Raw genomic sequence first — 26,858 nt, forward strand, 5'->3', positions numbered from 1 at the left:
CTAGACCGCGTGCTCGCCTGTTGAGTTCAGATGGCTCTGCTGCACATCGTCCAGCGTGTAGGCGCGGATATAATCGATCTTCATCTGCGCGGGCGTGGCCAGATAGTCGGGCGGCGCGCCGGCTTGACCGCCGATCGCAAGGTCGACCAGCATGTACATGGGCGTGTTCATATCGGAGGGCGTCGCCGCTTCCGCGACCTGGACGCCATCATAGGTCCAGATCAGCTTGTCCGGCGCCCACAACAGGCCGTAGGTGTGATAGCCGTCGGTGTTCGAGACATTCACCGTCGACCCGACCGTGGTGTGGGTTCCCGTCTCATTCGTGTGCGCCGTCATGAGAAGCCCATTCGGGTTCTGGCCATACGTTTCGATCACGTCGAGTTCCGGGGGCCAGGAACCGTCTTCGGGCAGAAGCCAGAAGGCCGGCCACGCGCCGGTGGTTTCCGGCAGGTCGGCGCGCATTTCGAAATAGCCGTAGGTCTGCGAGAAGGTGTCGTGCGTCGTAAGCAAGCCGGAGGTGTATTCGTAATTGTTGATGAGCGGCTTGATGTCGTCCGCCGCCTGCGCGGCGGTGATGGTAAGCACGCCGCTTGTTACGCTGAACGGATGGACCGAGTTCGTCGGCGCATAATTGGCGTCGATATACCATTGCAGCTCGCCGTTCTGGGGCTGCGAGCTGCCGTTCTGCGCCCCCCACCAGAAATTGGAATCCCAGGTGCCGCTCTGGCCGTTCCACAGGCTCAGCGTGTTGAAATCGTCGTTGAAAGACAGCGTCATGCCTGTCTTGTCGATCGGCAGCTCGAACTGGCCGGGCTGAAACTTGTCGATCGTGGTGTTGTTGAACACCAGCACCTCGCTCGAGCCGAGGTTCAGCTGCACATTCGATCCCACCTGGACCATATTGGCCTGGACGGCCTCGAACGAGGTGAAGGCGTAGCCGTTGAGGCGCACCGTGTCGGTCGCGCCGAAATCGGAGATCAGGTCGCTGCCGTTGCCCTTGGTGATGATGAAGGTGTCGGCGCCGGCGCCGCCGATCAGCACGTCATTGCCCTTGCCGCCGTCTAGCGTCTGACTGCCGGCGCCGCCGGTGATGATGTTGTCCTGTCCATTGCCGAAGGCATAGTGGCCGTCGCCGGTGACGACCAGGTTCTCGAAATTGGCCGGCAGCTTGTAGCTCATCCAGGTGTCGATCGTGTCGACCCCCGCGCCGTAGGTCTCCACCGCTTTGTTGATCGTCGAATAGAGATGGTAATAGTCGTCGCCGGCGCCGCCATACATGGTGACCTTGACGTTGGTGTCGCCCCAGAACGAATCGTTGCCCGAGGTGCCGTAGAGGTAAGGCGCGCCAGTCGCCGAGAACCAATGGGTGGAAGCGCCGGTGTAAGGAAGCGCAATGCCTTTGGCGTTGAGGACGGTGGTCATTCGGACACTCCTTGCGCGTGCTGCCTTGGTCGCTCGACAACCTTCGAGCGAACACTTCGGATCAACTTTTAGATTAATCCATGGCTCCTGGGAATCATCCTATAGTACAGGAGGAAGATAGTCACTCAGTCAGGTCGAATATAATAAGATGATCCTAATACAATTTTAAGGAGAGACTTTGCCAATTTTAATAAATATTGCGAAATTTGTGCAAAAATATTAGGCAGAGTGTCGGTGATGCAGGCATTCCGTCGCGCTGTGGCTACACTCCGAAGCGGCGGCACGAAATCGCGGGACGGATGGCTGCAAGCAAGCGGCCCAAAAAATTTGACAGGCAATGTCGGACCGGGCGAAGTTCACCCGTCCTTGGGGCATCGACCAACGAAACCACAAAGGATACCGAAGACATGCCAAGCACCGTACGTTTGCACCGCGTTCTGACGAGCAGCCCGGAGAAAGTTTACCGCGCATTCACCGAGGCTGATGCGCTGGCAAAGTGGCTTCCGCCGAACGGCTTCACCTGCACGGTGCACAGCTTCGACGCGAAAGTCGGCGGCACCTTCAAAATGTCGTTCCGCAACTTCACCACCGGCGGCAGCCATTCCTTCGGCGGCGAATATCTCGAGCTCGTTCCCGGCGAGCGCCTGCGCTACACCGACAGGTTCGACGACCCCAATCTGCCCGGTGAGATCGAAGTGACCGTAATCCTGAAGAAAGTCTCCGTCGGCACCGAACTCGATATCACCCAGGCCGGCATTCCCGACCTCATTCCGGCCGAGGCCTGCTATCTCGGCTGGCAGGAATCGCTTCGCAACCTGGCAAAGCTCGTCGAACCCGAGATCAATCAGTAGAGCCGCATGGCGGCGCGGTCCAACCGGCCCGCGCCGCCGAACCCTTGCCTCATCGCAGCGCTCACGGATCCTTGCAGATCGGCGTCGGCTGTGGTGGCGGTGGCGGATTGTCCTTCTTGTATTGCGCGATGATCGGCTCGAGGCGCTGGCGCGGCCAGAATTTCGGCTTGCCGATCTCCCTGAGGCACGACGCGTTCCAATAGGCGCCGGATTTGCCGGCCGCCGCGATATCACGCGATTCCGGATAGATGTAGAGCGTCGTCGGATTGCCCTTCACCATCGAAATGATCTGGTCGGCGTCGGCCGGCGACCAGCTGGTGCAGCCATTGCTGCGGCCGCCGGCGTAATCCACCAGCTTGCCGTAGGGCACAAAGCCGTCATGGTCGGCGTAGGAACTGTTCGGCTTCTTGCGCAGGCACATGCCGCGCAGCAGACGCGCCGCGTGGCCGCCGATCACCCGCTGCCGGGCATTCGCTGTCTCGCCCTCGCCGTCGAACTGGATGAAGGTGCGTTGCAGAATCTGATCCTGCTTGGCGCCGACGCGATAGAAACCCTTGAACGAGGTTTTTGCTTCGCTGGTCATATAGGCGCCGCCCATCGTCAAGGACGAGTCCAGGGCGTTGCCGAAGTTTTTCGCGCAGCGTTTCCCGTTGGAGAAATCGACGACACCCTTCAGATTGCGGCCGCCGCCGTGCCCTGACGATATCGCACGAAACGACTGCTTGGCCTCGCAAATGACATAGTAGCGCCGTCCCAGCGCACCGCCGCCGAGATCGCCGGGCCGCGTGGCATCCATGGCGAAATAACAGCCATTGTGGACCGCGCCCTGAGACACCTTCTTCTGATAAAGCGCGCGCGCCCGTTCCAGCACCACTTGAGAGATTTCGCCGTCACCGTCGCCGACATGCGCCTGCAGCCAGTCCGGTATAGCGGAGGACGCGGCAAACGACCGGACCGACACCGTGATCGCAATGGCGACGACGCCAAGCATGCCGAGGACAAAGACAGCCAGAGATTTCAACCGCACCGGAGCAACCCTCCCGCCCGAACCGTTCCGCGATTCTCGGGAATGATCATAAATCGCCGCACGCCGAACGGCGAAACACATATTGTTCAGCAGCGCCTCACCCATCGCGCCAGTTACAGCGCAAGGCTCCCCTGCTCCGCCTCGACGGCATTGGGGTCGCCCGGCGCGGTTGCCCAGGCGAGTTCGACCAGCGTCACGGTACGCCGGCCGGTGCCGTCGAGCTGGCAGACGATGAGGCCCTGTTCCTCGATATAGGTGAGCAGCCGTCTGGCCCGGCGCAGCGAGTGCGAGCCATAGGCCCGCGCGATCGCGGCGTCGCTCGGGCACGGCCAGCCTTCCTTCGCCGCCCGCGCGATCATCATGAACACGCCCTGCATGTCCTCGGGCAGCAGCGACGCACGGACGGAAACATCTTGCCAGGCGTCGTCGCCTGCCATGTCGGCGCCGAGCCCGGCGCGGGCCCGCGTCAGCATACGGCGGAATTCGGTGAGATCCGGCACCACCGAAGCAAGCCCTTCGATGCGGCAGCGGACGACGAACTCCTGGTAAAGCACGCCGATGACGCGAAAGCCGGCATCGGGCTCGGCCAGCACGGCGCGCAGCACGCGGTCGACGCGCCCACGCCGCTCGGCCAGATCCTCGGCGCTGATTTCCGGTTCCGCCGGCTCGGGGCGGATTTCCATCGCCGCAGACTTCGCCGCCATCAGCTGGTCGAGCAGGTCCGGCGATGCGACCCGGCGCGGCGCACGCATCGTTTCGGGCGGCGGCGCCGCCAGGATGATGGCGCGGGCATCCTCAAGTGCCGATTCCGGCATCGCCATCAGCCGCGGCGTGCCGTTGCGCGGGCTTGTCTCGGTCTGGCCGATGCGCACGCCGAGCGGTCGGCGCGACAGCGCCGGTCCGAGCGCCATGAAGTGCCCCCGCTCCAGGTCGCGGAACGCCTCGGCCTGGCGCCGCTCCATGCCCAAAAGGTCGGCGGCGCGCGCCATGTCGATGTCGAGGAAGGTGCGGCCCATGAGGAAATTGGAGGCTTCGGCCGCGACATTCTTGGCGAGCTTGGCCAGCCGCTGGGTGGCGATGATGCCGGCCAGGCCGCGCTTGCGGCCGCGGCACATCAGATTGGTCATGGCGCCGAGCGAGAGTTTGCGCGCTTCGTCGGACACCTCGCCGGCCACCGCGGGTGCAAACAGCTGCGCTTCGTCGACCACCACCAGCATCGGGTACCAGTGCTCGCGGGCGACTTCGAACAAGCCGTTGAGAAAGGCGGCGGCGCGCCGCATCTGGTTCTCGGCGTCGAGCCCTTCGAGATTGAGCACGGTGGAGACGCGGTGGATACGCGCCCGCTCGCCGGCCGCCTGCAGGCCGCGCTCGGTATGCTCCTCGGCATCGATGACGAGGTGGCCGTAATGGTCGCCCAGCGAGACGAAATCGCCTTCGGGGTCGATGATGGTCTGCTGCACCCAGGGCGCGCTCTGCTCCAGGAGCCGGCGCAAAAGATGCGATTTGCCGGAGCCGGAATTGCCTTGCACCAGAAGGCGCGTCGCCAGCAGCTCCTCGAGGTCGAGCGCCGCCGGCGCACCCGCCGTCGTCTGTCCCATCTCGATGGCTACGGTCATATCACGACTCTCCTTGAGGAGAGGGCTTATCAACCTGACCGCAAGCCGTCGAGCGCGCGAAGGCAACAGTCCCGGTGTTCCACACCTATGCTGCCAAAGCGCCACACCTCAGCCCGCCTGCCCCATGGGAAGGCGGATCAGGCAGGCTTCACCGGCGGCAGATGCGGCGCTTCCAGCCCGTCGAAGGGATCGCGCCAGGCGTCGATGGCTTCGAGCCGGCGATACCAGGCGAAAACGCAGGGATAGTCGCCCAGCGGCAGGCCGGCGACCTCGTTGAAAGGCAGGAATGTCGCCATGCGGAAGTCGGCATAGGAAGGCGAACCGTCGACCAGCCATTCCCGCCGGGCAAGCTCCGCCTCGAGGATCGCCGCCGCCCTATGGAACTCCGCCAGCCCCTCCTCGACCTTGCCCTGGTCGATCGGGCCAATCCCGTAGCGCTGCTTGGTGCCGCGCTCGAAATGGACCATGTCGCAGGCGCGGACGAAATTCTCCTTGCCCCAGCTCAGCCAGCGGATCATGTCGGGCTGGTCGTCGCCGGCGCGCCAGAAATCCGACCCAGACTCGCGCGACAGCTTGCAGGCAATGGCGTCGGCTTCCCACAGGCTACCCCATGATCCCACCAGGATCGGGATGGAAAGGTTCGGGTTGAGCGACCGGAACCGCTCCGCCTGCCCCGGTGCGAAAGGTGCCGCGAACTCAAACTCGACCTTGGCCTGGAGATGACGCGCCGTTGCGACCGCGAGGCGCGGATTGGGGTTGCGGCTGAAGTACAGTTTCATGTCGGTCCATAGGCGCTGTTGGCTCGATCCTATCAAACACGCAAACGTGCCCGCTCGGCAATCTGGTCGGACCACGATTCCGCTGGCGCAAACCGCCGTTCGGCGTATCATTCGCTTGGGAGAGGGTTCTTGGCAGGAGGAAGCCAATGAACGCAGTATCAAGCGTACCTGTCATCGATCTGACAGCACAAAATCTTGTTTCCTCAGTGCTTTCAAAATTCCGCGCCGGCGATACCGTCTCGACCAGGGCGGCGCTCGAAGCCATCCGCCGCATGGATCCGGCCTGTGTCGACAGCGACGACGATCTCGTCGAGCTGATCGTCATGGCGGCAATTGGTAAGACCATGGCGGTCGTATTCGACCACCGCCAGCAGTAACGCTGGAACGAAACGGGCATTGCGCCGTTTCTGACGTCTTCAAGTTCGAGCAATTCCAGGAAAAGTGCGAGCGGTTTTCCGTCCGGAATTGCGTCAAAGTAAACAGTTGAGTTCCAGGAGTAGCGTCAATGCGCGATGAACAATTCGACGTTCCCGTGACCATCGAAAGCCACGGCCTGACCGTGACCGGAACGGTGCAGGCAGCCTCCCTGCTGGTCGACGGATGGCCGGATGAGGAGCGCGGCCCGAAATACCGGTCCGCGCTCAAAGCGATGATGGATGCGATGGAACAGCGCCGCGCGGTTGGCACGGCGCGCCGCGCCTTCACCGCCGCGGCCCGGGAAGCGCATCTGGTCGTGCGCGAAGGTTAGCTCCCCAGGGGATGCGGCATGTAGCCGACGAAGCCGGCAATCTTCCAGCGCCCCGCCACCTTCCTGCAGAAATACAGCGTCTGCCACTTCAGCCGGTCGACGCTGCCGTCAGCCTTGGTGACCGAACCATTGAACTTCTTGTGCAGCACCGCGCGATCGCCATCGACATCGATGTCGCGCATGTTGGTGACGCGAAACAGGGCTTCGCGCAGCGGCTCGGCGAATTTTGTCGCCGCCGTCTCCTTGGCCTGGCGCAGCCATTCGTCGCGATAGACGCCAAGCGATGGAAATTGCAGCCGCCAGGCGTCGGCATCGCTCAGGAAATGCGCGTGCATGCCGAAGAAACTGTCGGCGATGAAATCATCCTCGACCATCGCCCAGTCCTGGCCGATGAAGGCGTCAATGTCGCGCCGCACCAGCATTTCCCACAGCGCGTGACGATCGGCGTCGCCTTCTGGAAACGGGTTCTTGTCGAAGTTCATTGGAAATCTCCTGTCCGAAAAGGCGACGCGCAAGATGCTGGCGGTCCCCCAATAAAGCAACACGCGTCTGGAAAAATCTTGCTTTCCCAAAAGCCCCCTATGAGGATCATGGGGAGAGGCGTAGAGCGGTCGGCTGGAATTGAACCGCAGGCGTGATCCGCCAAAGTCTGAACAGGAGTTTTCCCTTGCCCAAGCAGTGTTTCGGAACATCGCATGTGCCGCTGTCTCCGGCGGTGCGCGCCGGCGATTTCGTCTACATCTCCGGCCAGGTGCCGGTCGATGCCGACCGCATCGTGGTCAAGGGCGGCATTACCGAGCAGACAGAGCAAGTGCTGCAGAATGTGAAGGCGGCGCTGGCATTGGCCGGCTGCACCATGGACGATGTCGTCAAGACCACGGTCTGGCTCGAGGACGCGCGCGACTTCGGCGCCTTCAATGCCGTCTACGCGAAACACTTTCCCAAGGATCCGCCGGCCCGCACCACGGTCGAATCGCGGCTGATGATCGACATCAAGATCGAGGTCGAAGCCGTCGCCTACCGGCCGGTTTGATCGCCGACAAATACAAGACCAGATACGGAGGCAGGCGCCGATGCAGTTCGATCTCCTGATCAAGGGCGGCCGCCTGATCGATCCGGCCTCTGGGCTTGACGCTCCGCGTGACGTTGCCGTCGCCGGCGGTCGCATCGCGGCCATCGAAGCCGCGATCGATGCCGAACACGCCGCGCAAGTTGTCGATGCACGCGATTGCATCGTCACCCCCGGCCTCATCGATTTGCACAGCCACGTCTACTGGGGCGGCACCTCGCTCGGCGTCGACGCCGACCGGCTGGCGGCCAAGAGCGGCACCACCACCTTCATCGACGCCGGCAGCGCCGGCGCCGGCAATTTTTTGGGCTTTCGCCGCCACGTCATCGAGCGCTCTAAGGTGCGCATCCTCGCCTACGTCAACATCTCCTTCGCCGGCATATTCGGCTTCTCGCAGACGGTCTCGGTCGGCGAATGCAGCGATCTCAGGCTCTGCGAACCACGCGAGACGGTAGCGGCGGTGCGCGAGCACGCCGATGTCGTCGTCGGCGTAAAAGTGCGCTCCGGTAAGCATGCCGGCGGCACCAGCGGCATCGCGCCGGTGGACCTTGCCCTTGAGGCGGCCGACCAGGCCGGCTTGCCGTTGATGGCGCACATAGACGAGCCGCCGCCCGGCCGCTCCGAAGTGCTGCCGCGCCTGCGCCGCGGCGACATCCTCACCCACTGTTTTCGGCCGTTCCCCAACGCCCCGGTCTTTGCCTCCGGCGCGGTGCGGCCGGACATGTATCTGGCGCGCGAGCGCGGCGTCATCTTCGACATCGGCCACGGCATGGGCTCGTTCGACTTCGCGGTGGCCAAGGCAATGCTGGCCGAGGGCATCGCGCCCGACGTGATCTCCAGCGACGTGCATCTCTACTGCATCGACGGCCCCGCCTTCGACATCCTCGTCTGCATGTCGAAACTGATGGCGCTCGGCATGCCGCTGGTCGAAGTGCTGCGCGCCGCCACGCAACGCCCGGCCGAGGCGATCGCCAGGCCGGAGCTAGGTACGTTGAAAGTCGGCGGCGTGGGCGATGTCGCGGTGCTGCGCCTGACCTCCGGCCGCTTCACCTTCGTCGACGCCGTGGGTGCGGCGCTCGTCGCCAATCAGCGGCTGACGTCGGACGGCATCGCCATCGGCGGTGTCTGGTATCCGAACGAGGCGCCTGACCACAATGCGACTGAGAGGTTCGAGCCGCATGCACCGCATACGCATGTGGAGGTGGCGGCACGGCATTTCGGGCGGAGATAATCTCCCCCCTCGTGGGGGAGATGCCCGGCAGGGCAGAGGGGGGCGCGAAGGGACGCTAACCTTTAAGGCCTTGCGGCCTAGCAAGAAGTCGACGACCTGCAATCGAGCCGAGACCTCGGCGGGACAGCGCCCCCCTCTGTCCTGCCGGACATCTCCCCCACGAGGGGGGAGATTGGCCGCTTCACCGCCCCGAATTACTCACCTTCCCATAAACCGGTGTTTCAATCCCCTCCATCCGCGCCTTGATCTGCAGCGCCACATATTTCGAATAAAACCGCGACAGCGCCAGATTGCCGCCGTGGAACCACAGCGCGTCCTGTGCCGTCGGCTTCCACATGTTGCGCAACTCGCCTTGCCATGGGCCGGGATCGCCCTTGACGCCGGAGCCGAGGCCCCAGCACGGGCCGACCTTGTCGGCGACCTCGCGCGAGACGATGGCCGCCACCGTCTCGTTCATCGACTGGTAGCCAGTGCATGAGACGATCGCGTCGACCGCCAGCTCGCTGTCGTCGTCGAACAAAATACCGGTCGGCGTCAGCGACTTGATGCCGACACCGCTCTTCACCTTGATCTCGCCGTTGATGATCAACTCGCAGGCGCCGACATCGATGTAATAGCCGGAGCCGGTGCGGTAGGCCTTCATCAACAGCCCGGTCTCGTCCTCGCCGAAATCGATGGCGAAGCCGGTCGCGCGCAGCCGGTCGTAGAAGTCGGCGTCGCGCGCCTTGATCACCTCGTAGAGGTCCCGCTGCCCCTTCGGCACCAGCGCGAATGGTGTCGAAGCAACGATCAAATCGGCTCTGTCGGTGCTAATGCCGAGCGCCAGCGCCTTTTCCGAGAAGATTTCGAAACCCACCTCCATCAGCGTATCGGACTTCACCACCGTCGTCGGCGACCGCTGGATCATGGTGACGTCGGCGCCGCTCTCCCAGAGGTCGACGCTGACGTCGTGCCCCGAGCTTGCCGCGCCGATGACCGCGACCTTTTTGCCGCGGAATTTTTCGCCGCTTGCGTACTGGCTGGAATGCAGCAGTTCGCCCCTAAAAGTCTCGGCGCCGGGTAGCGCGATCTGCCGTGGCGGGCCGTAGGCGCCGGTGGCAAAGACGATGTGCTTCGGCTTCAGCGTGATGTGCCGGCCGACGCGGTCAACCACAACGGTCCACACCTTCTCGGCCTCGTCATAGCTGGCGCTAACGCATTTGGTGGCGACCCAATAGTTGAGCTCCATCACCCTGGTGTACATCTCCAGCCAGTCGCCCATCTTGTCCTTGGGCGTGAACACCGGCCAGTTCTCCGGGAACGGAATGTAGGGCAGATGATCGTACCAGACCGGGTCGTGCAGCACGAGCGAGCGGTAGCGGTTGCGCCAGGAATCGCCGGGGCGCGCATTCTTCTCGATGATGATGGTGGGCACGCCAAGCTGCCTGAGCCGCGCGCCGAGCATGATGCCGCCCTGGCCGCCGCCGATGACCAGGCAATAGGGCTGTTCGGTGGCGCCGAGGTCACGCGTCTCGCGCGCCCGCGCTTCCGCCCAGGTCTCGCGCTTCGGATCGGCCCTGTGGCGGATGCCCAGCGGGCGCGCCGGTCCCTTTTGTTCCTCGAACCCCTTGAGCTCGCGCATCGCCGTGAACAATGTCCGGCAGCGGCCCCCCCTAAGGCGCATGATTCCTTCGCCGCGCGCGACAGAGGTTTCGAAGCTGAACCATGCCTCGATGGTGCCTTCGTCCGACGTCGCTTCGCCAGATAAGGTCCAGTGTGAAGGCTTCGCAACCGCCAGCGTGGCCTGCAGCATGTCGCTTATGGCGTCGCGGCCTTCCATGGTCGTGATGTTCCAAGTGAAGGTCAGCAGATCGCGCCAGTAGCAGTCCTCGACGAACAGGTTCGCGGCCGCCTCGGCGTCATCCGCTTCCAGCGCCCGCGCAAGGGTGGAGAGCCATGTGGCCGCCTGTTTCGATGGTGCCATGTCGAGCATCTGATCTTCCCCTATTTTCCGCTCACATTGTTTCGAAAGACGGCGCCGCCGCAAGAGGGGCCACGATATCAAGGCATCATTTTCGGGCGCCGCTGCCGGCGGGCTGTGGTGGCCTAGACTGGCGCCGAATGTCGGAATTGCGCTCCAGCTCGGCGCATTTCATGGCGCCTTCCTCACGCCCAGGCCTGAAGCTGTCCTTGTTAACTCAAGGAGAGTTTGCATGCGTGGTCGTTGCTTATGTCGCGCCATTGCTTTTGAAGTCGATGGCCCGGTACAGGCCTGCGTGGTCTGTCATTGCGAAAGTTGTCGGCGGCAATGTTCTGCGCCGATGACCGCCTACATTGGCGTCCTGGACAGCCAATGGCGATGGCTGTCCAAGCCACCGAAGGTCTTCAACTCGTCTCCCGGCGTGGAAAGAACATTTTGCGATCAATGTGGCTCGCCGCTGTCCTTCCGCTCAAAGAACATGTCCGGTGTCATGCATTTCTTTTCGGCAGCTATGGAGGAGCCGGAAAAATTTGTACCCACGCTGCATGTCGCTTTTGAAGAGAAGCTCCCCTGGTTGAAACTCGCCGACGGCCTGCCGACCCGTGTCGGGCCTGACTATACGAAAGGCTAGCGCGGAGATCGGCGAGCGCGGACTGGTTCAGTCGCAGCGCGCGGGCCGGCGCAAAATCTTTATAGGAATTTTATATCTTTCCTCCGCGGCCCGTCTCGAACCTTTATGGCGATCGGGTCCATATTCCGTTGCGAGCAAAACGCTCCGGCCGTCGTGACCGATCTAGGTACGGCGGGTCGTTCTCATGGAATTTCTGGCTCGCCAGCAGCTGGCGCCAAATACAAGCAGCAGCAAGGAACAACAAGAATGGACATTGTCGTCATCGGGATCGACGTTTTGTTTTTCGCTCTTTCCCTCGTCTACATCAAAGCCTGTGACGCGCTTTAAGCGGAAGGATCACACCATGCTTGTCGATTACATCCTCGGTGGCGGCGTGACCTTGTTCCTGCTCGTCTACCTGACATACGCCCTCGTTCGCCCAGAACGCTTCTGATCGCTCCTGGTGCAAGGCACGGAAAGCTATTCTCATGACTATCAACGGATGGATACAGATCCTCGTCTATTGCGGGATCGTCGTTTTGCTGGTGAAGCCGCTCGGCGGCTACATGTATCGCGTCTTCAATGGCGATCGCACCTTTCTCTCGCCCATACTCGGGCCCATTGAACGCGGCCTTTATCGCATCTCGGGAACCAGTGAACGCGAAGAGCAGCACTGGACGACCTATTCGGCAGGCATCATCTTCTTCAGCCTGGCCTCCTTCCTGGTGCTTTACTTTCTGCAGCGCCTGCAAGGCGTGCTGCCCTACAATCCGGCGGGCATGACCGCGGTCGAGCCCAATCTCGCTTTCAACACCGCCGTCAGCTTCGTCACCAACACCAACTGGCAGAATTACGGCGGCGAAAGCACGATGTCCTACCTCGTGCAGATGGCCGGCCTCACCGTGCAGAACTTCATGTCCGCGGCTGTCGGCGTTGCCATTGCGGTGGCGCTGATCCGTGGCTTCGCCCGGCATTCGGTCAAGTCGATCGGCAATTTCTGGGTCGATATGACCCGCTGCACGCTCTACATCCTGCTGCCGCTCTGTATCGTGCTCACCTTGGTCTACGTCTGGCTCGGAATGCCGCAGACGCTCGGGCCGTATGTCGACGCCACCACGCTCGAAGGCGCCAAGCAGACCATCGCGCTCGGCCCCGTTGCCTCGCAGATCGCCATCAAGATGCTCGGAACCAATGGCGGCGGCTTCTTCAACGCCAATGCCGCGCATCCCTTCGAGAACCCGGACGCGATCTCCAATCTGATCCAGATGGTGACGATCTTCGCGCTGGGTGCGGCGCTGACCAACGTCTTCGGTCGCATGGTCGGCAACCAGCGCCAGGGCTGGGCGATCCTGGCCACGATGGGCGTGCTGTTCATCGCCGGCGTCGCCATCTGCTACTGGGCGGAAGCCGCCGGCAATCCGCTGGTCCACGCGCTGGGCATCGACGGCGGCAACATGGAAGGCAAGGAGAGCCGCTTCGGCATTGCCGCCTCGGCACTGTTCGCAGTCATCACCACGGCTGCCTCGTGCGGCGCCGTCAACGCCATGCATGACTCGTTCACGGCCCTTGGCGGCTTGATCCCGATGGTTAACATGCAGCTCGGCGAAGTCATCGTCGGCGGCGTCGGCGCCGGCTTCTACGGCATCATGATGTTCATCATCGTCGCCGTCTTCGTCGCCGGCCTGATGGTCGGCCGCACGCCGGAATATCTCGGCAAGAAGATCGAGGCCAAGGAGGTCAAGATGGCCATGCTCGCCATCCTTGCTCTGCCGCTGGTCATGCTGGTCTTCACGGCAATCGCGGTGGTGCTGCCGAGCGCCGTGGCCTCGATGGCCAATGGCGGTCCGCACGGCTTCTCCGAAGTTCTCTATGCCTACACCTCGGCGGCGGCCAACAACGGCTCGGCCTTTGGCGGCCTTTCCGGCAACACGCCCTGGTACAACATCACGCTGGGCATCACCATGTGGGTGGGTCGCTTCTTCGTCATCATTCCAGCGCTCGCCATTGCCGGCTCGTTGGTGGCGAAGAAGACGGTGCCTGCCTCCGCCGGCACCTTCCCGACCGATGGTCCGCTGTTCGTCGGCCTGCTCGTCGGCGTCATCCTGATCGTCGTCGGCCTGACCTTCTTCCCGGCACTGGCGATCGGGCCGATCGTCGAGCACCTGGCTGCGATCAACGGACAGACCTTCTGAGGCTCGTGATGTCCTGGTTCAACCCCAAACGCAGGAAGGGCCGGCCGCGAGCCGACACTGAGGGGGAGGAAACTCCCCCTCCCTTCCCCAGCGTGTCCACCTTCCTCGGCCTCGCAGCAGTCATGATCGTGATCTGGCTGCTGGCCTATGGGCCGCCGCAACTCTTTTCGGCATCCGACCACTCGGTGCCGGCCAACATTCCAGATACTGGAGCCACCAAATGAGCCAGTCCAAATCCGCTGTCATCATGGATGCCAGCATCCTGTGGCCCGCCATCGGCGGCGCCTTCAGGAAACTCGACCCGCGCACCCTGATCAAGAACCCGGTGATGTTCGTCGTCGCCATCGTTTCACTGCTGACCACGGTCCTGTTCATCAGGGATCGCTTCACCGGCGGCGGCGATTTCGGCTTCACCTTGCAGATCATCATCTGGCTGTGGTTCACCGTGCTGTTCGCCAACTTCGCCGAAGCCGTCGCCGAAGGCCGCGGCAAGGCACAGGCCGACTCGCTGCGCAAGGCGCGCACCGAGACCCAGGCCAAGCTTTTGTCCGGCGAGGACCGCTCCAAATTCAAGCTGGTGCCCGGCACCAGCCTGAAGGTCGGCGACGTCGTGCTGGTCGAAGCCGGCGACATCATCCCGTCCGACGGCGAAGTGATCGAAGGCGTGGCCTCGGTCAACGAGGCGGCGATCACCGGCGAGTCCGCACCCGTCATCCGCGAATCCGGCGGCGACCGTTCGGCGGTCACCGGCGGCACGCAGGTTCTGTCCGACTGGATCCGCGTGCGCATATCGGCCGCGTCCGGCCACACCTTCCTCGACCGTATGATCTCGCTGGTCGAAGGTGCGGCGCGCCAAAAGACGCCGAATGAAATCGCGCTCAACATCCTGCTGGTCGGCATGACGCTGATCTTCGTGCTCGCCACCGCGACGATCCCGAGCTTTGCTTCCTATTCGGGCGGCTACATCTCGGTGACCGTGCTCGTCGCACTGTTCGTCACTTTGATTCCGACCACCATCGGCGCGCTGCTGTCGGCCATCGGCATTGCCGGCATGGACCGCCTGGTGCGCTTCAATGTGCTGGCCATGTCGGGCCGTGCCGTCGAAGCCGCGGGCGACGTCGACACGCTGCTGCTCGACAAGACCGGCACCATCACGCTCGGCAATCGCCAGGCGACCGAGTTCCGCCCGGTCAAGGGCGTCACCGAGCAGGAACTGGCCGATGCGGCGCAGCTTGCTTCGCTCGCCGACGAGACGCCCGAGGGACGCTCGATCGTCGTGCTGGCCAAAGAGAAATACGCCATCCGCGCCCGCGACATGGCGACCTTGCATGCCACCTTCGTGCCCTTCACGGCGCAGACCCGCATGAGTGGCGTCGACATCGATGGCTCGTCGGTGCGCAAGGGCGCCGTCGATTCGGTTCTCGCCTATGTCAACCAGTCGACATCGGCCACCCATGGCGCGCGCCCCGGCAGCGACACCGTCAAGGATCTCCAGGCGATCGCCGACGAGATCGCCAAGGCCGGCGGCACGCCTCTGGCGGTCGAGCGTGATGGCCGCCTGCTCGGCGTCGTCCACCTCAAGGACATCGTCAAGGGCGGCATTCGCGAACGCTTTGCCGAACTGCGCAAGATGGGCATCCGCACGGTGATGATCACCGGCGACAATCCGATGACGGCGGCCGCGATCGCGGCCGAAGCCGGCGTCGACGACTTCCTCGCCCAGGCGACGCCCGAGGACAAGCTGAAGCTGATCCGCGACGAACAGGCCAAGGGCAAGCTGGTCGCCATGTGCGGCGACGGCACCAACGACGCACCGGCGCTTGCCCAGGCCGATGTCGGCGTCGCCATGAACACCGGCACGGTGGCCGCGCGTGAAGCGGGCAACATGGTCGACCTCGATAGTGACCCGACCAAGCTGATCGAGATCGTCGAGATCGGCAAGGCGCTGCTGATGACGCGTGGTTCGCTGACGACCTTCTCGATCGCCAACGACGTCGCCAAATACTTCGCCATCATCCCGGCGATGTTCGCCGTCTTCTACGTCGCGCCGGGGCAGACCACCGGGCCGCTGCAGGCGCTCAACATCATGCACCTGGCGACGCCGCAAAGCGCCATCCTGTCGGCCATCATCTTCAACGCGCTGATCATCATCGCGCTGATCCCGCTGTCGCTGAAAGGCGTCAAATACCGCGCCATCGGCGCCGGCGCCCTGCTCAGCCGCAACCTGCTGGTCTACGGCCTCGGCGGCATCATCGTTCCCTTCGTCGGCATCAAGGCGATCGACATGATCGTCACCGGCCTCGGCCTCGCTTAAGGATAAAGCCCATGCTCACCCAGATAAGACCCGCGATCATCATGATCGTCTTCTTCACCGTGCTGACCGGCCTGATCTATCCACTCGGCATGACAAGCATCGCCCAGGCGCTGTTCCCGCACCAGGCCAATGGCAGCCTGATCGAGAAGGACGGCAAGGTCGTCGGCTCCGAACTGATCGGCCAGGGCTTTGCCGGCGACAAATATTTCCGTGGCCGCCCCTCGGCTGCCGGCGACGGCTATAACGCCACCGCCTCGAGCGGCTCCAACCTCGGCCCGACCAACCCCAAGCTGATCGACCGCATCAAAGGCGATGCCGACAAGCTGAAGGCGGAGAACCCGAACCAGCCGGTGCCGATGGACCTGGTCACTACCTCCGGCAGTGGCCTCGACCCCGACATCAGCCCCGAGGCCGCCTATTTCCAGGTCGCCAGGGTGGCCAAGGCCAGGGGCTTCGACGAAGCCAAGGTCAAGGCGATTGTCGACAGCCATGTCGAAGGCCGCGAGCTCGGCTTCCTCGGCGAGCCGGTCGTCAATGTGCTGGCGCTGAACCTGGCGCTGGACGATACCAAGCAATGAAGCAAAGCGCCGGGGATCGACACCACCCCCGGCGCCGTTCATGATCGAGCCTGATGCCGGACGACCGAAGCAACGATAACAGACCCTCTCCGGACGCACTGCTCGAGCATGCGGAGCGGGAAGAGCGCGGCCGTCTGCGGATATTTCTCGGTGCCGCACCCGGCGTCGGCAAGACCTATGAGATGCTGATGGCCGGCCGCGCCCGGCTGGCCGACGGCGTCGACGTGGTGATCGGCATCGTCGAGACCCACGGCCGCAAGGAAACCCTGGCGCTGGTCGACGGCTACGAGGTCATCCCGCGCAAGAAGGTGGACTACAAGGACCGCGTTCTCGACGAGATGGACATCGATGCCATTCTCGCCCGCCGGCCGGCGCTGGTGCTGGTCGACGAACTTGCCCACACCAACGCGCCGGGCAGCCGCCATCCCAAGCGTTATCTCGACGTCCAGGAACTCCTGACGCGCGGTATCGACGTCTACACCACGCTCAACATCCAGCATGTCGAGAGCCTGAACGACGTCGTGGCGCAGATCACCCGCGTCAGGGTGCGCGAAACGGTCCCGGACTCCATCATCGACCAGGCCGACGACATCGAGATCATCGACCTCACGCCCGACGACCTGATCAAGCGGTTAAAGGAAGGCAAGGTCTATTTCCCCAACACCGCCCAGCGCGCGGTCGAGAACTATTTCTCGCCCGGCAATCTGACGGCGCTTCGCGAACTGGCGCTGCGCCGCACCGCCCAGCGTGTCGACGAGCAGTTGCTCAACCACATGCAGTCGCACGCCATCCAGGGCCCGTGGGCGGCGGGCGAAAGGGTGCTTGTCTGCGTCGACGCGCGTCCGGGCGGTGCGGCCCGCATCCGCTATGCGCGCCGGCTGGCCGACCGGCTGCGGGCGCCCTGGACGGCGCTGCATGTCGACACGCCGCGTTCGGCGGCCATGTCGGAGGAGGACAAGGACCGGCTGGCGACGCTCTTGCGCCTTGCCGAGCAGCTCGGCGCCGAGGTGACGACCATTCCCGGCCAGAACGTTGCCCAGGATATCGTGCGCCATGCGACGGCCAACAATTTCACGCACATCGTCGTCGGCAGGCCGACACGATCGCGCTGGCGAGAGCTGATCGAAGGCTCGCTCACCTACGATCTCATCCGCAATGCCGGCGACATCAGCGTCCATGTCATTTCGGGAACCGAGCGCGGCAACGAGGCGGCCTCACGGAACGTCAAGGCGGCCGACGAACAGTGGCAGTTCGACGTCTGGCCCTATCTCAAGGCCACGGCATTCGTTGCCGGCTCGCTCGGCTTCGCCGTCCTGCTCGACCAGTTTCTCGACGTTCGCAATCTCGCGATCATCTTTCTCATCGGCGTGCTGACATCGGCGGTGGCCGGAGGTCTGTGGCCGGCTCTGTATGCCTGCGTGGCCAGCGCCTTTGCCTTCAACTATTTTTTCCTCGAACCGCGCTACACGCTGACGATCCGGGACCCGGAGAGCATCGTGGCGCTCGCCGTCTTCCTCGTCGTTGCCGTCATCGCCAGCAATCTTACGGCACGCGTCCAGCGCCAGGCGGTCGCTGCACGCTCGCGGGCGCGGGCGACGGAAGACATCTACCTCTTCTCCAAAAAGCTCGCCGGCGCCGGCACGCTCGACGACGTGCTGTGGGCCACCGCCTTCCAGATCGCCTCGATGCTGAAACTGCGCGTCGTGCTGCTGTTGCCGGAGGACGGCACGATCACCGTCAAGGCCGGTTATCCGCCCGACGACACGCTGGCCGAGGCCGACATCGCCGCCGCCCGCTGGGCCTGGGAGCACAACCGTGCCGCCGGCCGCGGTGCCGACACGCTGCCCGGCGCCAAGCGCCTCTATCTGCCCTTGCGCACGGGCCGCACGGCCATCGGCGTCGTCGGGCTCGACAATGACAAGCAAGGGCCGCTGCTGACGCCGGAGCAGCAGCGCCTGCTCGACGCACTGGCCGACCAGGCGGCTGTCGCCATCGAACGCATCCAACTGGTCGCCGATGTCGACCGCGCCAAGCTGGCGGCCGAGGCCGATCGGCTGCGCTCGGCGCTGCTGACGTCGATCTCGCATGATCTGAAGACGCCACTCGCCGCCATCATGGGCGCGGCCGGCACGTTGCGGGAATTCGCACCTTCATTGCCCGAGAACGATCGGGCGGAGCTGCTGACGACCGTGCTCGACGAATCCGAACGGCTGAACCGCTTCATCGCCAATCTGCTCGACATGACCAAGATCGAATCCGGCGCCATGGAGCCGAATTTCGCGTTCCACTATGTCGGCGACATCGTCGGCTCGGCCTTGCAGCGGGCGCGCAAGATCACCGCCGGCCACACGACCGAAGTCGACATTCCAGCCGACCTGCCGATGCTGAAGCTCGACCCCGTCCTGTTCGAGCAGGTGCTGTTCAACCTGCTCGACAATGCCGCAAAATATGCGCCGCCGGGATCGACCATCCGGCTGCAGGGCTGGGTCGACAATGGCTCCGTCATGCTGCAGGTCATGGATGAAGGCCCGGGCATTCCACCCGCCGACCTTGAGCGGATCTTCGACAGCTTCTACCGGGTGCGCAAGCGAGACCAGGTCCAGGCCGGCACCGGGCTCGGTCTGTCGATCTGCCGCGGCTTCATCGAGGCCATGGGCGGCACGATCACGGCGGCGAACCGCAGCGACCGCCCGGGCGCGGTCTTCACCATCCGCATGCCGAGGCCGGCGCAATCGCCCAGCATGGACGAACAGAGCGCGGACGGGCAAACATCTGGTGATCCGGCATGACAAATTCCAACGTCAGCATTTTGGTGGTCGATGACGAGCCGCCGATCCGCAAACTGCTGCGCGTCGGCCTCGGCAGCCAGGGCTATGCGGTCAGCGAGGCGCCCAACGCCAGGGCCGCGATCGAGATCGTCGATATGGAAAAGCCGGATCTGATCCTGCTTGATCTCGGCCTGCCCGGCATGGGCGGCCTCGACCTGTTGCGCAAATGGCGCGACGACGGGCTCGATGTCCCCGTGGTCATCCTGTCCAGCCGCACCGACGAGGCCGGCATCGTCGCAGCACTGGAACTGGGCGCTGACGACTACATCACCAAGCCGTTCGGCATGAACGAACTGGTCGCCAGAATCCGTGTCGCGCTGCGCCACAAATTCCAGCAGCAGGGCGAGAAGCCGGTCTTCCACACCGGCGATCTCAGCGTCGACCTGGTCAAGCGCATCGTCAAGGTCGAGGACAAGGAGATAAAACTCTCGCCGAAGGAATACGACATATTGCGCATTCTGGTGCAGCACGCCGGCAAGGTGCTGACCCACCATTTCCTGCTCAAGCAGGTGTGGGGCGATTCGACCGACGTGCAGTATCTCCGGGTCTATGTCCGCCAGCTCCGGCAGAAGATCGAAAAGTCGCCCGACCAGCCACGCTACATCACCACCGAAACCGGCGTGGGGTATCGGCTGCGCGAAGTCGAGTGACCGGGCGGGCGCTGCTCAGTCCGCCGACAATTCAGCTGTCCGGGCCAGCGCGCCGCCAAAGCCGTTGAGCGGGATGGTGAAACTCACCGCCTGGCCGGTGTCGGCCGCAAACGCGTCGATCTTCAGCGTCGTGCCTGCCTTGAGCAGTGGCGTCAGGCTGGCGTCGAACGCCACCGGCACAAGGCAGCCGACGGCCTGGCAGGTGTTGAAGGGCAGGCTGCCGTCCAGCTTCTGGTCGTCGATGGTCAGGCTGACGCCCTTGGCCAGCGCCAGGCCGAACGGCAGCGCCAGCGTTCCGGCAGCATCCTCGCCGCTCTTGCTCGACAGCTCTATCGCCAGCAGGCGCTGGTTGGATTGCTTGTTGAACTGCTGATGCGACAGGCTGCAGGCCTTATTGGTGCCCGTTATCTGGCAATTGACCGTCCAGTCGCCATGGGTTTCGGACAGCGCCGACGCGCCGCCAGGCAGGGTCGGGGCGGCGGCAGCGGCGGCAGGTGCCGCCTTGTCGGTCTTGGTCTGCGCAGCGACCGCCGCCGGGCCAAGAATACAGATGCCGCCCAGTAGCGCTGCGAAATATACTTGCCTGCTTTTCATCAATATGCTCCCGATTCTGCCTCGAGCCGCCCGCCATTGGGCCCGAGGACCGCGCCCGATAGAGCGGTCATCAGGTGATTTCTGTCAAGTGCGGGCAGGTCGCTTCGGCGCCTGGTTCTGCCGATTTCGGCGGCCCATGGCAGATCGGTGGGGACGCCCTATATAGGGAGGAGATTATGTTTGTACGGGAATGAACGGATGTCGACGCTTCGCCTATCGACGGTTCTGATGTCGGCGATGCTGGCGGCAGCGACGCTGTCGGGCATGGTGCGAGCTGCCGCGGCGCAGGCCGTCAATCCCAGCGCCAACCGGCTGATGCAGCAGAACCAGCTGCAGCAGTTGCGCAACACTCTGCAGCGGCAGCAGTTCCAGCAACAGCAGCAGCAGTATCGCGACCAGGACCGCCGGATCGTGCCGCAACCGCGCCCCGACGTCCCCGTCGTCAGGCAAGCTTGCCCGATTCAGATCGTCAACAACCAGATTGTGCGTGTTTGCCGTTGATATCGGTCGCTTTCGATTTACTTAGTCGACTTATCTAATAAAAATGCTTCATTGCCTCGCGGGCATTTTTGGGGTTTGCAGACGGCGTACGGCGATGCGCCCGTCGACCGGGTTTTTCAGCACATGGCAACGACGAAGAAAAAGGCGGTGCGCAAGGCAAGGCGAGGCGAGCGGATACGCCAGGTCGCCGCCATCCCGTTTCGCCTGGATGAGCATGGCAATTTCGAAGTGATGCTGGTGACGTCGCGCACGACCAAGCGCTTCATCGTGCCGAAGGGCTGGCCGATGAAAGGCAAGAGCGGCCGCAAGGCCGCCACCATCGAGGCACGAGAAGAGGCCGGCGTGCTCGGTAAGACGCGCAAGGCGCCGGCCGGCAGCTACTCCTACTGGAAACGGCTGGAACACAATTTCGTTCGCGTCGACGTCGTCGTCTACCTGCTCGAAGTGCACGAAGAGCTGGCCAACTGGCAGGAGGCCAAGAGCCGCCAGCGCGCATGGCTCAAGCCACAGGACGCGGCATTGCTCATCGACGAGCCCGATCTTTCGACACTGATGGCGAACCTGGCGACCACGCAGCCAGCGGTGCCAGGCCCGGTCTAAACCTCACTTGCCCTCGTCGCCTTCAGCAGGAAACGGCCGCACCGGCGCGCCGGTATACGCCCATAGCCATTCGCGCGGCAGCGGCCCCTTGTTGCGGTCGCTCTGCTGCGACTGCTCCCAGGCATGCGCCAGGATGCCGACCGAGCGCGACAGCACGAACAGGCCGCGCGTCAGCGGCGGCGGAAAGCCGAGTTCGCCATAGATGACGGCGGTGGCGCCGTCGATGTTGAGCGGGATCTTCTTGCCCTTGCGCCGGGCGACCTCCGCCTCGACAGCCTCGGCGATGTCGGCGAAGCGCCCGCTGACGACGCCGCGCGCGGCAAAATCGCGGGTCACTTCGATGAGGCGCGGCGCGCGCGGATCGACCGGATGGAAGCGGTGGCCAAAGCCCGGCACGTAGCCTTTCTCCTCGGCAGAGAAGCGGTCGAGCCGCGCCGAGACCGCTTCGCTGAGCGCAGCACCTGCATCGAGCGCCACCGCGATGTCGCCGTAGAAGGACAGCGCCTGTTCGCCGGCGCCGCCATGCACGTCGCCCAGCACATTGACGGCCGAGGCCATGGCGCTGTTGATGCCGACGCCGCAGGTGATCGCCATGCGGGCAATGGCGATAGACGGAGCCTGCGGCCCGTGATCGACGGCCGCCCCCAGCGCAATGCCAAGCAGCGCCGCCTGCTCTTCGCTGGGCAACTCGCCGCGCAGCATTAGCCAGATCGTGGCCGGGAAGCTGACCCGGCCGATCAGATCCTGGATTTCATAGCCGCGCAGCCGGATGATGCCGGGGCTCATCTCGATGATGCCGGTCTGCCACCACTCCTCGCCGCGCTCGCGGCCGGTTTTTTTCGCCTTCTCGCTCACGCGCTTCTCCTGGCGCGCGGCGGCAGGGTGGAAAAAACCTCGTCCATATGCTCGCCGAGCACCGGCGGCGGCAAGACCGGCAAGGGTGCCGTGCCATCGACCATGAAACCGCCGCGCACAACGGTCAGCGGCTCATCCATGCCGGGCAGGCCCCGGAAGCTGGCGGTCATGTCGCGCTCGACCACCTGGCGCTCGCCCAGCACCTGCGGGATGGTCAGCACCCGACCCGCCGGCACGCCGGCGCGGTTGAACTTTTCTTCCCATTCGGCGGCCGAGGCACTGGCGAGCGCCGTCTCGATCAGCGCCTTCAGGGCCGCGCGGTTCAGCTTGCGCGTCTCGCGCTCGGCAAAGCGCGGATCCGAGGCCAGCTCCGGCTGGCCGATCAGGTGGCAGAGCGTGACGAACTGTTCCTGCTTGTTGGCGGCGATGTTGAGCAACCCGTCGCCGGTGCGGAACGCGCCGGAGGGCGCCGCCGTCATGTTCTCATTGCCCATCGGCTTCGGCTCGACGCCGGCGGTCAGATAGTTGGAGACCGGCCAGCCGAGCGCCGACAGTGTGCATTCAAGCATCGACACATCGAGAAACGCGCCCTCGCCCGATGTCTTCTGCTTGACCAGCGCAGCAGCGATGGCAAAGGCCCCGACCAGCCCGCCCAGCGTGTCGGCAACGGGATAGCCGACCCTGAGCGGCGCGGTCTCCGGCGTGCCGGTGATGCTCATAATGCCGGACAGCCCCTGGATAATCTGGTCGTAGGCCGGATTGTCGCGCATCGGTCCGGTCTGGCCGAACCCCGATATGGCGCAATAGACGAGATCGGGGCGAACCTCTTTCAGCTGCTCATAGCCAAGGCCAAGACGCGCCATCACACCAGGACGAAAATTCTCGACCAGTGCGTCGGCGGAGGCCACCAGATCGAGGAAACGCTCGCGGTCGGCTTCTTTCTTCAGATCGAGCACCACCGAACGTTTGCCGGCGTTCTGGGCCAGGAACGACGCGCCCATGCCGGCTTTGTTGAGCGCCGGCGAGGCGCCGAGCTGGCGCGCCAGATCGCCGCCTTGCGGCGCCTCGACCTTGATGACATCGGCGCCGAGCAGCGCCAGCTGGTAGGCGCAGTAAGGCCCGGCCAGCACGTTGGTCAGGTCGAGAACGCGGATACCGGCAAGCAGATCGGTCATGATACTCCAGATCGCTCAGGCATCGCCCGGCACATGCTCCGGTCCGCGCCGGCGCCGATGCTCGATGAAGGCCCAGATGTGCGGACCGGCGAGGCCAATGAAGGCGAGGATCAGCAGCACCAGCGACAGCTTGTGGGTATAGAACACCGACCAGTCGCCATTCGAGATCGTCATCGCGCGGCGGAACTGGGTTTCGGCGAGCGGCCCGAGGATCATGCCGATGATCACCGGCGCGGTCGGGAAATCGAAGCGCCGCATCAGGAAGCCGGCGGCCCCCAGCAGATAGAGGATGACGAGGTCGATCGGCGATTGCGAGATGCCGTATGTGCCGACGGTGGCGAACACCAGGATGCCGGCGTAGAGCTGCGGCGCCGGGATTTTCAACAGCCGCACCCACAGCCCGATCAGCGGCAGATTGAGGATGACCAGGATGACGTTGGCGATGAACAGGCTGGCGATCAGGCCCCAGACCAGATCGGCCTGCGTCGTCAACAGCAGCGGCCCCGGATTGATGCCGTAGCTCTGGAAGGCCGACAGCATGATCGCGGCGGTCGCCGAGGTCGGCAGGCCAAGGGTGAGCATCGGCACCAGCACGCCGGCGGCCGACGCGTTGTTGGCGGCTTCCGGGCCGGCGACGCCCTCGATGGCGCCGACCGTGCCAAACTCCTCCTTGTGCTTCGACAGCTTCTTTTCGATGGCATAGGACAGGAAGGTCGGGATTTCTGCGCCGCCGGCCGGCATGGCGCCGATCGGGAAGCCGATCGCAGCACCGCGCAGCCAGGCCTTCCACGAGCGCCCCCATTCGGCGGCGGTCATGTAGAGCGAGCCCTTGAGCGGCACGATCTCGTCCTTGCCGGCATAGCGGCGTGAGGCCATGTACAGCGTCTCGCCAACGGCAAACAGGCCGACCGCGGCAATGATGACATCGACGCCGTCGAGCAGTTCGTTTGTGCCGAAGGTGAAGCGCGGCTGTCCGGTCTGGAGGTCGACGCCGATCATGCCGATGACGAAGCCGATGAACAGGCTGGTGAGGCCGCGCACCGCCGACGAGCCGAGCACGGCGGACACTGTGATGAAGGCGAGCACCATCAGCGAGAAATATTCGGCCGGCCCGAAAGCCAGCGCGAACTTCACCACCACCGGCGCCAGGAAGGCGACGCCCAGCGTGCCGATGGTGCCGGCGACGAAGGAACCGATTGCCGAGGTCGCCAGTGCCGCGCCGCCGCGGCCGGAGCGGGCCATCTTGTTGCCTTCGAGCGCGGTGACGATGGTGGCGCTTTCACCCGGCGTGTTCAGCAGGATCGACGTTGTCGAGCCGCCATACATGGCGCCGTAATAGATGCCGGCGAACAGGATGAAAGAGGCCTCCGGCGCCACCTGGTAGGTGATCGGCAACAGCAGCGCGATGGTGAGTGCCGGCCCGAGGCCGGGCAGCACGCCGATGGCGGTGCCGAGCGTGGTGCCGACCAGGCACCACAGCAGGTTCATCGGTGAGAAAGCGACGGAAAATCCGTGACCGAGATGACCGAGCGTCTCCATGGCGTCAGCCCCTCACTGCAGTGATGATCGCGTCGATCACCGTGTTCAGCTGGTTTTCGATGAAGCCGGCGCCGATGTTGACGCCGAGCGCCCTGGCAAAGCCGAAATAGGCGGCCAGCGCCAGGATCAACCCAGTCAGCGCATCGCGCAGCGTGTGCTTGCTGCCGAACCCGTAACAGACGAGCACGAACATGATGACGGAGGCGGCGGTGAAGCCGAGCGGCTGGATCAGCACCAGATTGGCAACCAGGCCGGCAACGACGATGCCCATCGCTTTCCAGTCGGTCGGTGTTTCCTTTTCCTCCAGCGGCTGCCAGCCGCCGCGCACCGCGGCGACGATGAGCAGCAGCGACAGCACGATCATGCCGGTCATGGTGATGTAGGGAAAGACGGTCGGCCCGACCTTGGAATAGAGCGGCGACACCGGGATCGCCAGGGTCTGCCACGCCACGGCCGCGGCGCAGGCGAGAAGCCCGACGCCGATCAACAATTCGGGCATGGCAAGGCGCGGGGGCGCCGGCTGCTGGTCGCTGCTGCTCATCAATGTCCTCCCAATAGGGCCGGCATCCTCCCGCCGGCCGCATCCGCAGTTTCACTCCCACCGCATGATATGTCCATGCCGCAGGCGAAAGTCGGAAGGGGCGGCCCAAGCTTCCTTGGAGAGGCCGCCCCGTGAAGACATCAGGCGAGGCCGAGATCCTTGAGGATGGCGGCGATGCGTGCGGTGTCGTCGGCGAGGAATTTTGCATAGTCGTCGCCGGTCAGAAGGATGGGCGTCCAGTTGCGGTTCTTGCACTCGGTTGCCCAAGCATCGCTCTTGGCCATGGTCTCGATCATCGTGACCATCGCCGCCTTGTCGGCATCGGAGACGCCGGGCGGTGCGAAGACGCCGCGCCAGTTGAACAGCTCGACGTCGATGCCGGCTTCCTTCATCGTCGGTGCGTCGATGCCGTCCTGGCGCTTGTCGGCGGAGATCGCCAGCAACCGAAGCGCGCCCGCCTTGACCTGTTCTGAGAACTCACCAAAGCCGGAAATGCCGGCCGCCACCTGGTTGCCGAGCAGCGCCGACAGCGCCTCGCCGCCGCCGGCGAACGGCACGTAGGAGAGGTTGGTTGCCGGAACACCGACCGTCTTGGCGATCAGGCCGAACAATATATGGTCGGAGCCGCCGGCCGAGCCGCCGGCAACCGGCACCTTGGTCGGATCCGCCTTGAGCGCGGCAACGAAATCGCCGGCCGTCTTGAACGGCGAATCCGCCGGCACCACCAGCGCCTCGAACTCGCCGGTGAGGCGGGCGATCGGCGTGACTTCGGAGAGGTTGTTGGCGGATTTGTTGGCGATGATGGCGCCGACCATGACCATGCCGGCCACCATCAGCGAATTGCCCTTGCCCTTCCACTGGCTGATGAACTGCGGCAGGCCGACCGTACCGCCGGCGCCGCCGACATTGGTGATCTGCGAGCCGGAGATCAGTTTTTCACTGCGCAGCACCTGGTCGATGGTGCGTCCTGTCTGGTCCCAGCCGCCACCCGGCGCGGCTGGCACGAAAATCTGGATCTGCGGAGCATCTTGGGCGAAGGCGGGCGTCAAATGCGTTGCGACGAAACCGGCAGCGCCTGCGGCCGCGGTGCTCATCAAAAATTTGCGTCTGTTCAGCATGGGATTCCTCCAAATCACGACACCTCCTCCGGTGCCTGCCAGAAACGTAGCCTGAAAACA

The 26,858-nt window shown here is 64.1% G+C and carries 27 protein-coding genes; 15 read left to right on the forward strand and 12 right to left on the reverse strand.

The window, feature by feature from the left end; all coding sequences use genetic code 11:
• Positions 1-1,422, reverse strand: a complete 1,422-nt coding sequence (gene eglC, locus AC1DYJ_RS15785) for an endo-1,3-1,4-beta-glycanase EglC (RefSeq protein ID WP_477289086.1) — start codon at positions 1,420-1,422, stop codon at positions 1-3.
• 407 nt (positions 1,423-1,829) lie between these two features.
• Between eglC and AC1DYJ_RS15790 the strand changes: the two genes are divergently transcribed.
• The gene (locus AC1DYJ_RS15790) at positions 1,830-2,273 is read left to right on the forward strand and encodes an SRPBCC family protein (RefSeq protein WP_477289088.1); all 444 of its coding nucleotides are present in this window, start codon (positions 1,830-1,832) and stop codon (positions 2,271-2,273) included.
• A 61-nt stretch (positions 2,274-2,334) separates the two neighbouring features.
• Here the strand turns inward: AC1DYJ_RS15790 and AC1DYJ_RS15795 are convergent, their stop codons facing one another.
• The 3 genes from AC1DYJ_RS15795 to AC1DYJ_RS15805 form a co-directional block, all read right to left on the reverse strand.
• Entirely contained in the window at positions 2,335-3,264 is a 930-nt protein-coding gene (locus AC1DYJ_RS15795; RefSeq protein ID WP_477289105.1) for a hypothetical protein, read from the reverse strand.
• 149 nt (positions 3,265-3,413) lie between these two features.
• Positions 3,414-4,916, reverse strand: a complete 1,503-nt coding sequence (locus AC1DYJ_RS15800; RefSeq protein WP_477289090.1) for a helicase HerA domain-containing protein — start codon at positions 4,914-4,916, stop codon at positions 3,414-3,416.
• A 137-nt stretch (positions 4,917-5,053) separates the two neighbouring features.
• Positions 5,054-5,695 carry a glutathione S-transferase family protein gene (locus AC1DYJ_RS15805; RefSeq protein WP_477289092.1) on the reverse strand — a complete coding sequence of 214 codons (642 nt, stop codon included), beginning with the start codon at positions 5,693-5,695 and terminating at the stop codon, positions 5,054-5,056.
• A 146-nt stretch (positions 5,696-5,841) separates the two neighbouring features.
• On the opposite strand from AC1DYJ_RS15805, the gene AC1DYJ_RS15810 reads away from it, so the two are divergent.
• Positions 5,842-6,072, forward strand: coding sequence for a hypothetical protein (locus AC1DYJ_RS15810; RefSeq protein WP_477289093.1), 231 nt, complete (start codon positions 5,842-5,844; stop codon positions 6,070-6,072).
• Between the two features lie 128 nt (positions 6,073-6,200).
• Positions 6,201-6,443: a DUF982 domain-containing protein gene (locus AC1DYJ_RS15815; RefSeq protein ID WP_477289095.1), complete on the forward strand. Its 243-nt coding sequence runs from the start codon at positions 6,201-6,203 to the stop codon at positions 6,441-6,443.
• On the opposite strand, the gene AC1DYJ_RS15820 is transcribed toward AC1DYJ_RS15815, so the two are convergent.
• Positions 6,440-6,925 (reverse strand): hypothetical protein, encoded by a 486-nt coding sequence (locus AC1DYJ_RS15820; RefSeq protein ID WP_477289097.1) that lies wholly within the window; start codon positions 6,923-6,925, stop codon positions 6,440-6,442. The two genes, AC1DYJ_RS15815 and AC1DYJ_RS15820, sit on opposite strands and share 4 nt — an antisense overlap.
• Positions 6,926-7,110: 185 nt before the next feature.
• Between AC1DYJ_RS15820 and AC1DYJ_RS15825 the strand changes: the two genes are divergently transcribed.
• On the forward strand, positions 7,111-7,476 hold the full coding sequence (locus AC1DYJ_RS15825) for a RidA family protein (protein WP_477289099.1): 366 nt from the start codon (positions 7,111-7,113) through the stop codon (positions 7,474-7,476).
• A gap of 40 nt (positions 7,477-7,516) precedes the next feature.
• Complete coding sequence (locus AC1DYJ_RS15830) at positions 7,517-8,743, forward strand: amidohydrolase/deacetylase family metallohydrolase (RefSeq protein WP_477289101.1); 1,227 nt, start codon at positions 7,517-7,519, stop codon at positions 8,741-8,743.
• A gap of 181 nt (positions 8,744-8,924) precedes the next feature.
• Here AC1DYJ_RS15830 and AC1DYJ_RS15835 read toward each other — a convergent pair whose 3' ends face one another.
• Complete coding sequence (locus AC1DYJ_RS15835) at positions 8,925-10,715, reverse strand: flavin-containing monooxygenase (RefSeq protein WP_477287782.1); 1,791 nt, start codon at positions 10,713-10,715, stop codon at positions 8,925-8,927.
• A 220-nt stretch (positions 10,716-10,935) separates the two neighbouring features.
• On the opposite strand from AC1DYJ_RS15835, the gene AC1DYJ_RS15840 reads away from it, so the two are divergent.
• From AC1DYJ_RS15840 to AC1DYJ_RS15875, 8 genes are all read left to right on the forward strand, one after another.
• A complete protein-coding gene (locus AC1DYJ_RS15840) occupies positions 10,936-11,334 on the forward strand; it encodes a GFA family protein (RefSeq protein ID WP_477287780.1) in 399 nt (132 codons plus the stop codon).
• Between the two features lie 184 nt (positions 11,335-11,518).
• A complete protein-coding gene (locus AC1DYJ_RS15845) occupies positions 11,519-11,767 on the forward strand; it encodes a potassium-transporting ATPase subunit F (RefSeq protein WP_477287778.1) in 249 nt (82 codons plus the stop codon).
• Positions 11,768-11,801: 34 nt separating this feature from the next.
• On the forward strand, positions 11,802-13,505 hold the full coding sequence (kdpA, locus tag AC1DYJ_RS15850; protein WP_477287776.1) for a potassium-transporting ATPase subunit KdpA: 1,704 nt from the start codon (positions 11,802-11,804) through the stop codon (positions 13,503-13,505).
• Between the two features lie 8 nt (positions 13,506-13,513).
• A complete protein-coding gene (locus AC1DYJ_RS15855; RefSeq protein WP_477287774.1) occupies positions 13,514-13,729 on the forward strand; it encodes a hypothetical protein in 216 nt (71 codons plus the stop codon).
• Positions 13,726-15,819, forward strand: a complete 2,094-nt coding sequence (gene kdpB, locus AC1DYJ_RS15860) for a potassium-transporting ATPase subunit KdpB (protein ID WP_477287772.1) — start codon at positions 13,726-13,728, stop codon at positions 15,817-15,819. The genes AC1DYJ_RS15855 and kdpB overlap by 4 nt, the downstream gene beginning before the upstream one ends.
• Before the next feature lie 11 nt (positions 15,820-15,830).
• Complete coding sequence (gene kdpC / locus AC1DYJ_RS15865; RefSeq protein ID WP_477287770.1) at positions 15,831-16,397, forward strand: potassium-transporting ATPase subunit KdpC; 567 nt, start codon at positions 15,831-15,833, stop codon at positions 16,395-16,397.
• 53 nt (positions 16,398-16,450) lie between these two features.
• A complete protein-coding gene (locus AC1DYJ_RS15870; protein ID WP_477287768.1) occupies positions 16,451-19,186 on the forward strand; it encodes a DUF4118 domain-containing protein in 2,736 nt (911 codons plus the stop codon).
• Positions 19,183-19,875, forward strand: coding sequence for a response regulator transcription factor (locus tag AC1DYJ_RS15875; RefSeq protein WP_477287766.1), 693 nt, complete (start codon positions 19,183-19,185; stop codon positions 19,873-19,875). The genes AC1DYJ_RS15870 and AC1DYJ_RS15875 overlap by 4 nt, the downstream gene beginning before the upstream one ends.
• Positions 19,876-19,890: 15 nt before the next feature.
• Here AC1DYJ_RS15875 and AC1DYJ_RS15880 read toward each other — a convergent pair whose 3' ends face one another.
• Positions 19,891-20,469 carry an invasion associated locus B family protein gene (locus AC1DYJ_RS15880; RefSeq protein ID WP_477287765.1) on the reverse strand — a complete coding sequence of 193 codons (579 nt, stop codon included), beginning with the start codon at positions 20,467-20,469 and terminating at the stop codon, positions 19,891-19,893.
• Positions 20,470-20,697: 228 nt separating this feature from the next.
• On the opposite strand from AC1DYJ_RS15880, the gene AC1DYJ_RS15885 reads away from it, so the two are divergent.
• Both AC1DYJ_RS15885 and AC1DYJ_RS15890 read left to right on the forward strand, forming a co-directional pair.
• On the forward strand, positions 20,698-20,970 hold the full coding sequence (locus tag AC1DYJ_RS15885) for a hypothetical protein (RefSeq protein WP_477287763.1): 273 nt from the start codon (positions 20,698-20,700) through the stop codon (positions 20,968-20,970).
• Between the two features lie 123 nt (positions 20,971-21,093).
• On the forward strand, positions 21,094-21,570 hold the full coding sequence (locus AC1DYJ_RS15890; RefSeq protein ID WP_477287761.1) for an NUDIX hydrolase: 477 nt from the start codon (positions 21,094-21,096) through the stop codon (positions 21,568-21,570).
• Positions 21,571-21,573: 3 nt separating this feature from the next.
• Here AC1DYJ_RS15890 and AC1DYJ_RS15895 read toward each other — a convergent pair whose 3' ends face one another.
• The 5 genes from AC1DYJ_RS15895 to AC1DYJ_RS15915 all read right to left on the reverse strand — a co-directional run bounded on the left by AC1DYJ_RS15895 (position 21,574) and on the right by AC1DYJ_RS15915 (position 26,798).
• Positions 21,574-22,425 carry a citryl-CoA lyase gene (locus AC1DYJ_RS15895; RefSeq protein ID WP_477287759.1) on the reverse strand — a complete coding sequence of 284 codons (852 nt, stop codon included), beginning with the start codon at positions 22,423-22,425 and terminating at the stop codon, positions 21,574-21,576.
• Positions 22,422-23,600, reverse strand: a complete 1,179-nt coding sequence (locus AC1DYJ_RS15900; protein ID WP_477287757.1) for a CaiB/BaiF CoA transferase family protein — start codon at positions 23,598-23,600, stop codon at positions 22,422-22,424. The genes AC1DYJ_RS15895 and AC1DYJ_RS15900 overlap by 4 nt, the downstream gene beginning before the upstream one ends.
• A gap of 15 nt (positions 23,601-23,615) precedes the next feature.
• Positions 23,616-25,139: a tripartite tricarboxylate transporter permease gene (locus AC1DYJ_RS15905; RefSeq protein ID WP_477287755.1), complete on the reverse strand. Its 1,524-nt coding sequence runs from the start codon at positions 25,137-25,139 to the stop codon at positions 23,616-23,618.
• Between the two features lie 4 nt (positions 25,140-25,143).
• Positions 25,144-25,680: a tripartite tricarboxylate transporter TctB family protein gene (locus AC1DYJ_RS15910; protein WP_477287753.1), complete on the reverse strand. Its 537-nt coding sequence runs from the start codon at positions 25,678-25,680 to the stop codon at positions 25,144-25,146.
• Between the two features lie 140 nt (positions 25,681-25,820).
• Entirely contained in the window at positions 25,821-26,798 is a 978-nt protein-coding gene (locus AC1DYJ_RS15915; protein WP_477287751.1) for a Bug family tripartite tricarboxylate transporter substrate binding protein, read from the reverse strand.
• Positions 26,799-26,858: the final 60 nt, after the last annotated feature.

Source organism: Mesorhizobium sp. P2_B11 (assembly GCF_056404855.1).

Bases quoted from the DNA above. Each gene is read 5' to 3' on its own strand.
- eglC (WP_477289086.1), bottom strand. From the start codon at position 1,422: ATGACCACCGTCCTCAACGCCAAAGGCATTGCGCTTCCTTACACCGGC.
- AC1DYJ_RS15790 (WP_477289088.1), top strand. From the start codon at position 1,830: ATGCCAAGCACCGTACGTTTGCACCGCGTTCTGACGAGCAGCCCGGAG.
- AC1DYJ_RS15795 (WP_477289105.1), bottom strand. From the start codon at position 3,264: ATGCTTGGCGTCGTCGCCATTGCGATCACGGTGTCGGTCCGGTCGTTT.
- AC1DYJ_RS15800 (WP_477289090.1), bottom strand. From the start codon at position 4,916: ATGACCGTAGCCATCGAGATGGGACAGACGACGGCGGGTGCGCCGGCG.
- AC1DYJ_RS15805 (WP_477289092.1), bottom strand. From the start codon at position 5,695: ATGAAACTGTACTTCAGCCGCAACCCCAATCCGCGCCTCGCGGTCGCA.
- AC1DYJ_RS15810 (WP_477289093.1), top strand. From the start codon at position 5,842: ATGAACGCAGTATCAAGCGTACCTGTCATCGATCTGACAGCACAAAAT.
- AC1DYJ_RS15815 (WP_477289095.1), top strand. From the start codon at position 6,201: ATGCGCGATGAACAATTCGACGTTCCCGTGACCATCGAAAGCCACGGC.
- AC1DYJ_RS15820 (WP_477289097.1), bottom strand. From the start codon at position 6,925: ATGAACTTCGACAAGAACCCGTTTCCAGAAGGCGACGCCGATCGTCAC.
- AC1DYJ_RS15830 (WP_477289101.1), top strand. From the start codon at position 7,517: ATGCAGTTCGATCTCCTGATCAAGGGCGGCCGCCTGATCGATCCGGCC.
- AC1DYJ_RS15835 (WP_477287782.1), bottom strand. From the start codon at position 10,715: ATGCTCGACATGGCACCATCGAAACAGGCGGCCACATGGCTCTCCACC.
- AC1DYJ_RS15840 (WP_477287780.1), top strand. From the start codon at position 10,936: ATGCGTGGTCGTTGCTTATGTCGCGCCATTGCTTTTGAAGTCGATGGC.
- AC1DYJ_RS15845 (WP_477287778.1), top strand. From the start codon at position 11,519: ATGGAATTTCTGGCTCGCCAGCAGCTGGCGCCAAATACAAGCAGCAGC.
- kdpA (WP_477287776.1), top strand. From the start codon at position 11,802: ATGACTATCAACGGATGGATACAGATCCTCGTCTATTGCGGGATCGTC.
- AC1DYJ_RS15855 (WP_477287774.1), top strand. From the start codon at position 13,514: ATGTCCTGGTTCAACCCCAAACGCAGGAAGGGCCGGCCGCGAGCCGAC.
- kdpB (WP_477287772.1), top strand. From the start codon at position 13,726: ATGAGCCAGTCCAAATCCGCTGTCATCATGGATGCCAGCATCCTGTGG.
- kdpC (WP_477287770.1), top strand. From the start codon at position 15,831: ATGCTCACCCAGATAAGACCCGCGATCATCATGATCGTCTTCTTCACC.
- AC1DYJ_RS15870 (WP_477287768.1), top strand. From the start codon at position 16,451: ATGCCGGACGACCGAAGCAACGATAACAGACCCTCTCCGGACGCACTG.
- AC1DYJ_RS15875 (WP_477287766.1), top strand. From the start codon at position 19,183: ATGACAAATTCCAACGTCAGCATTTTGGTGGTCGATGACGAGCCGCCG.
- AC1DYJ_RS15880 (WP_477287765.1), bottom strand. From the start codon at position 20,469: ATGAAAAGCAGGCAAGTATATTTCGCAGCGCTACTGGGCGGCATCTGT.
- AC1DYJ_RS15885 (WP_477287763.1), top strand. From the start codon at position 20,698: ATGTCGGCGATGCTGGCGGCAGCGACGCTGTCGGGCATGGTGCGAGCT.
- AC1DYJ_RS15890 (WP_477287761.1), top strand. From the start codon at position 21,094: ATGGCAACGACGAAGAAAAAGGCGGTGCGCAAGGCAAGGCGAGGCGAG.
- AC1DYJ_RS15900 (WP_477287757.1), bottom strand. From the start codon at position 23,600: ATGACCGATCTGCTTGCCGGTATCCGCGTTCTCGACCTGACCAACGTG.
- AC1DYJ_RS15905 (WP_477287755.1), bottom strand. From the start codon at position 25,139: ATGGAGACGCTCGGTCATCTCGGTCACGGATTTTCCGTCGCTTTCTCA.
- AC1DYJ_RS15910 (WP_477287753.1), bottom strand. From the start codon at position 25,680: ATGAGCAGCAGCGACCAGCAGCCGGCGCCCCCGCGCCTTGCCATGCCC.
- AC1DYJ_RS15915 (WP_477287751.1), bottom strand. From the start codon at position 26,798: ATGCTGAACAGACGCAAATTTTTGATGAGCACCGCGGCCGCAGGCGCT.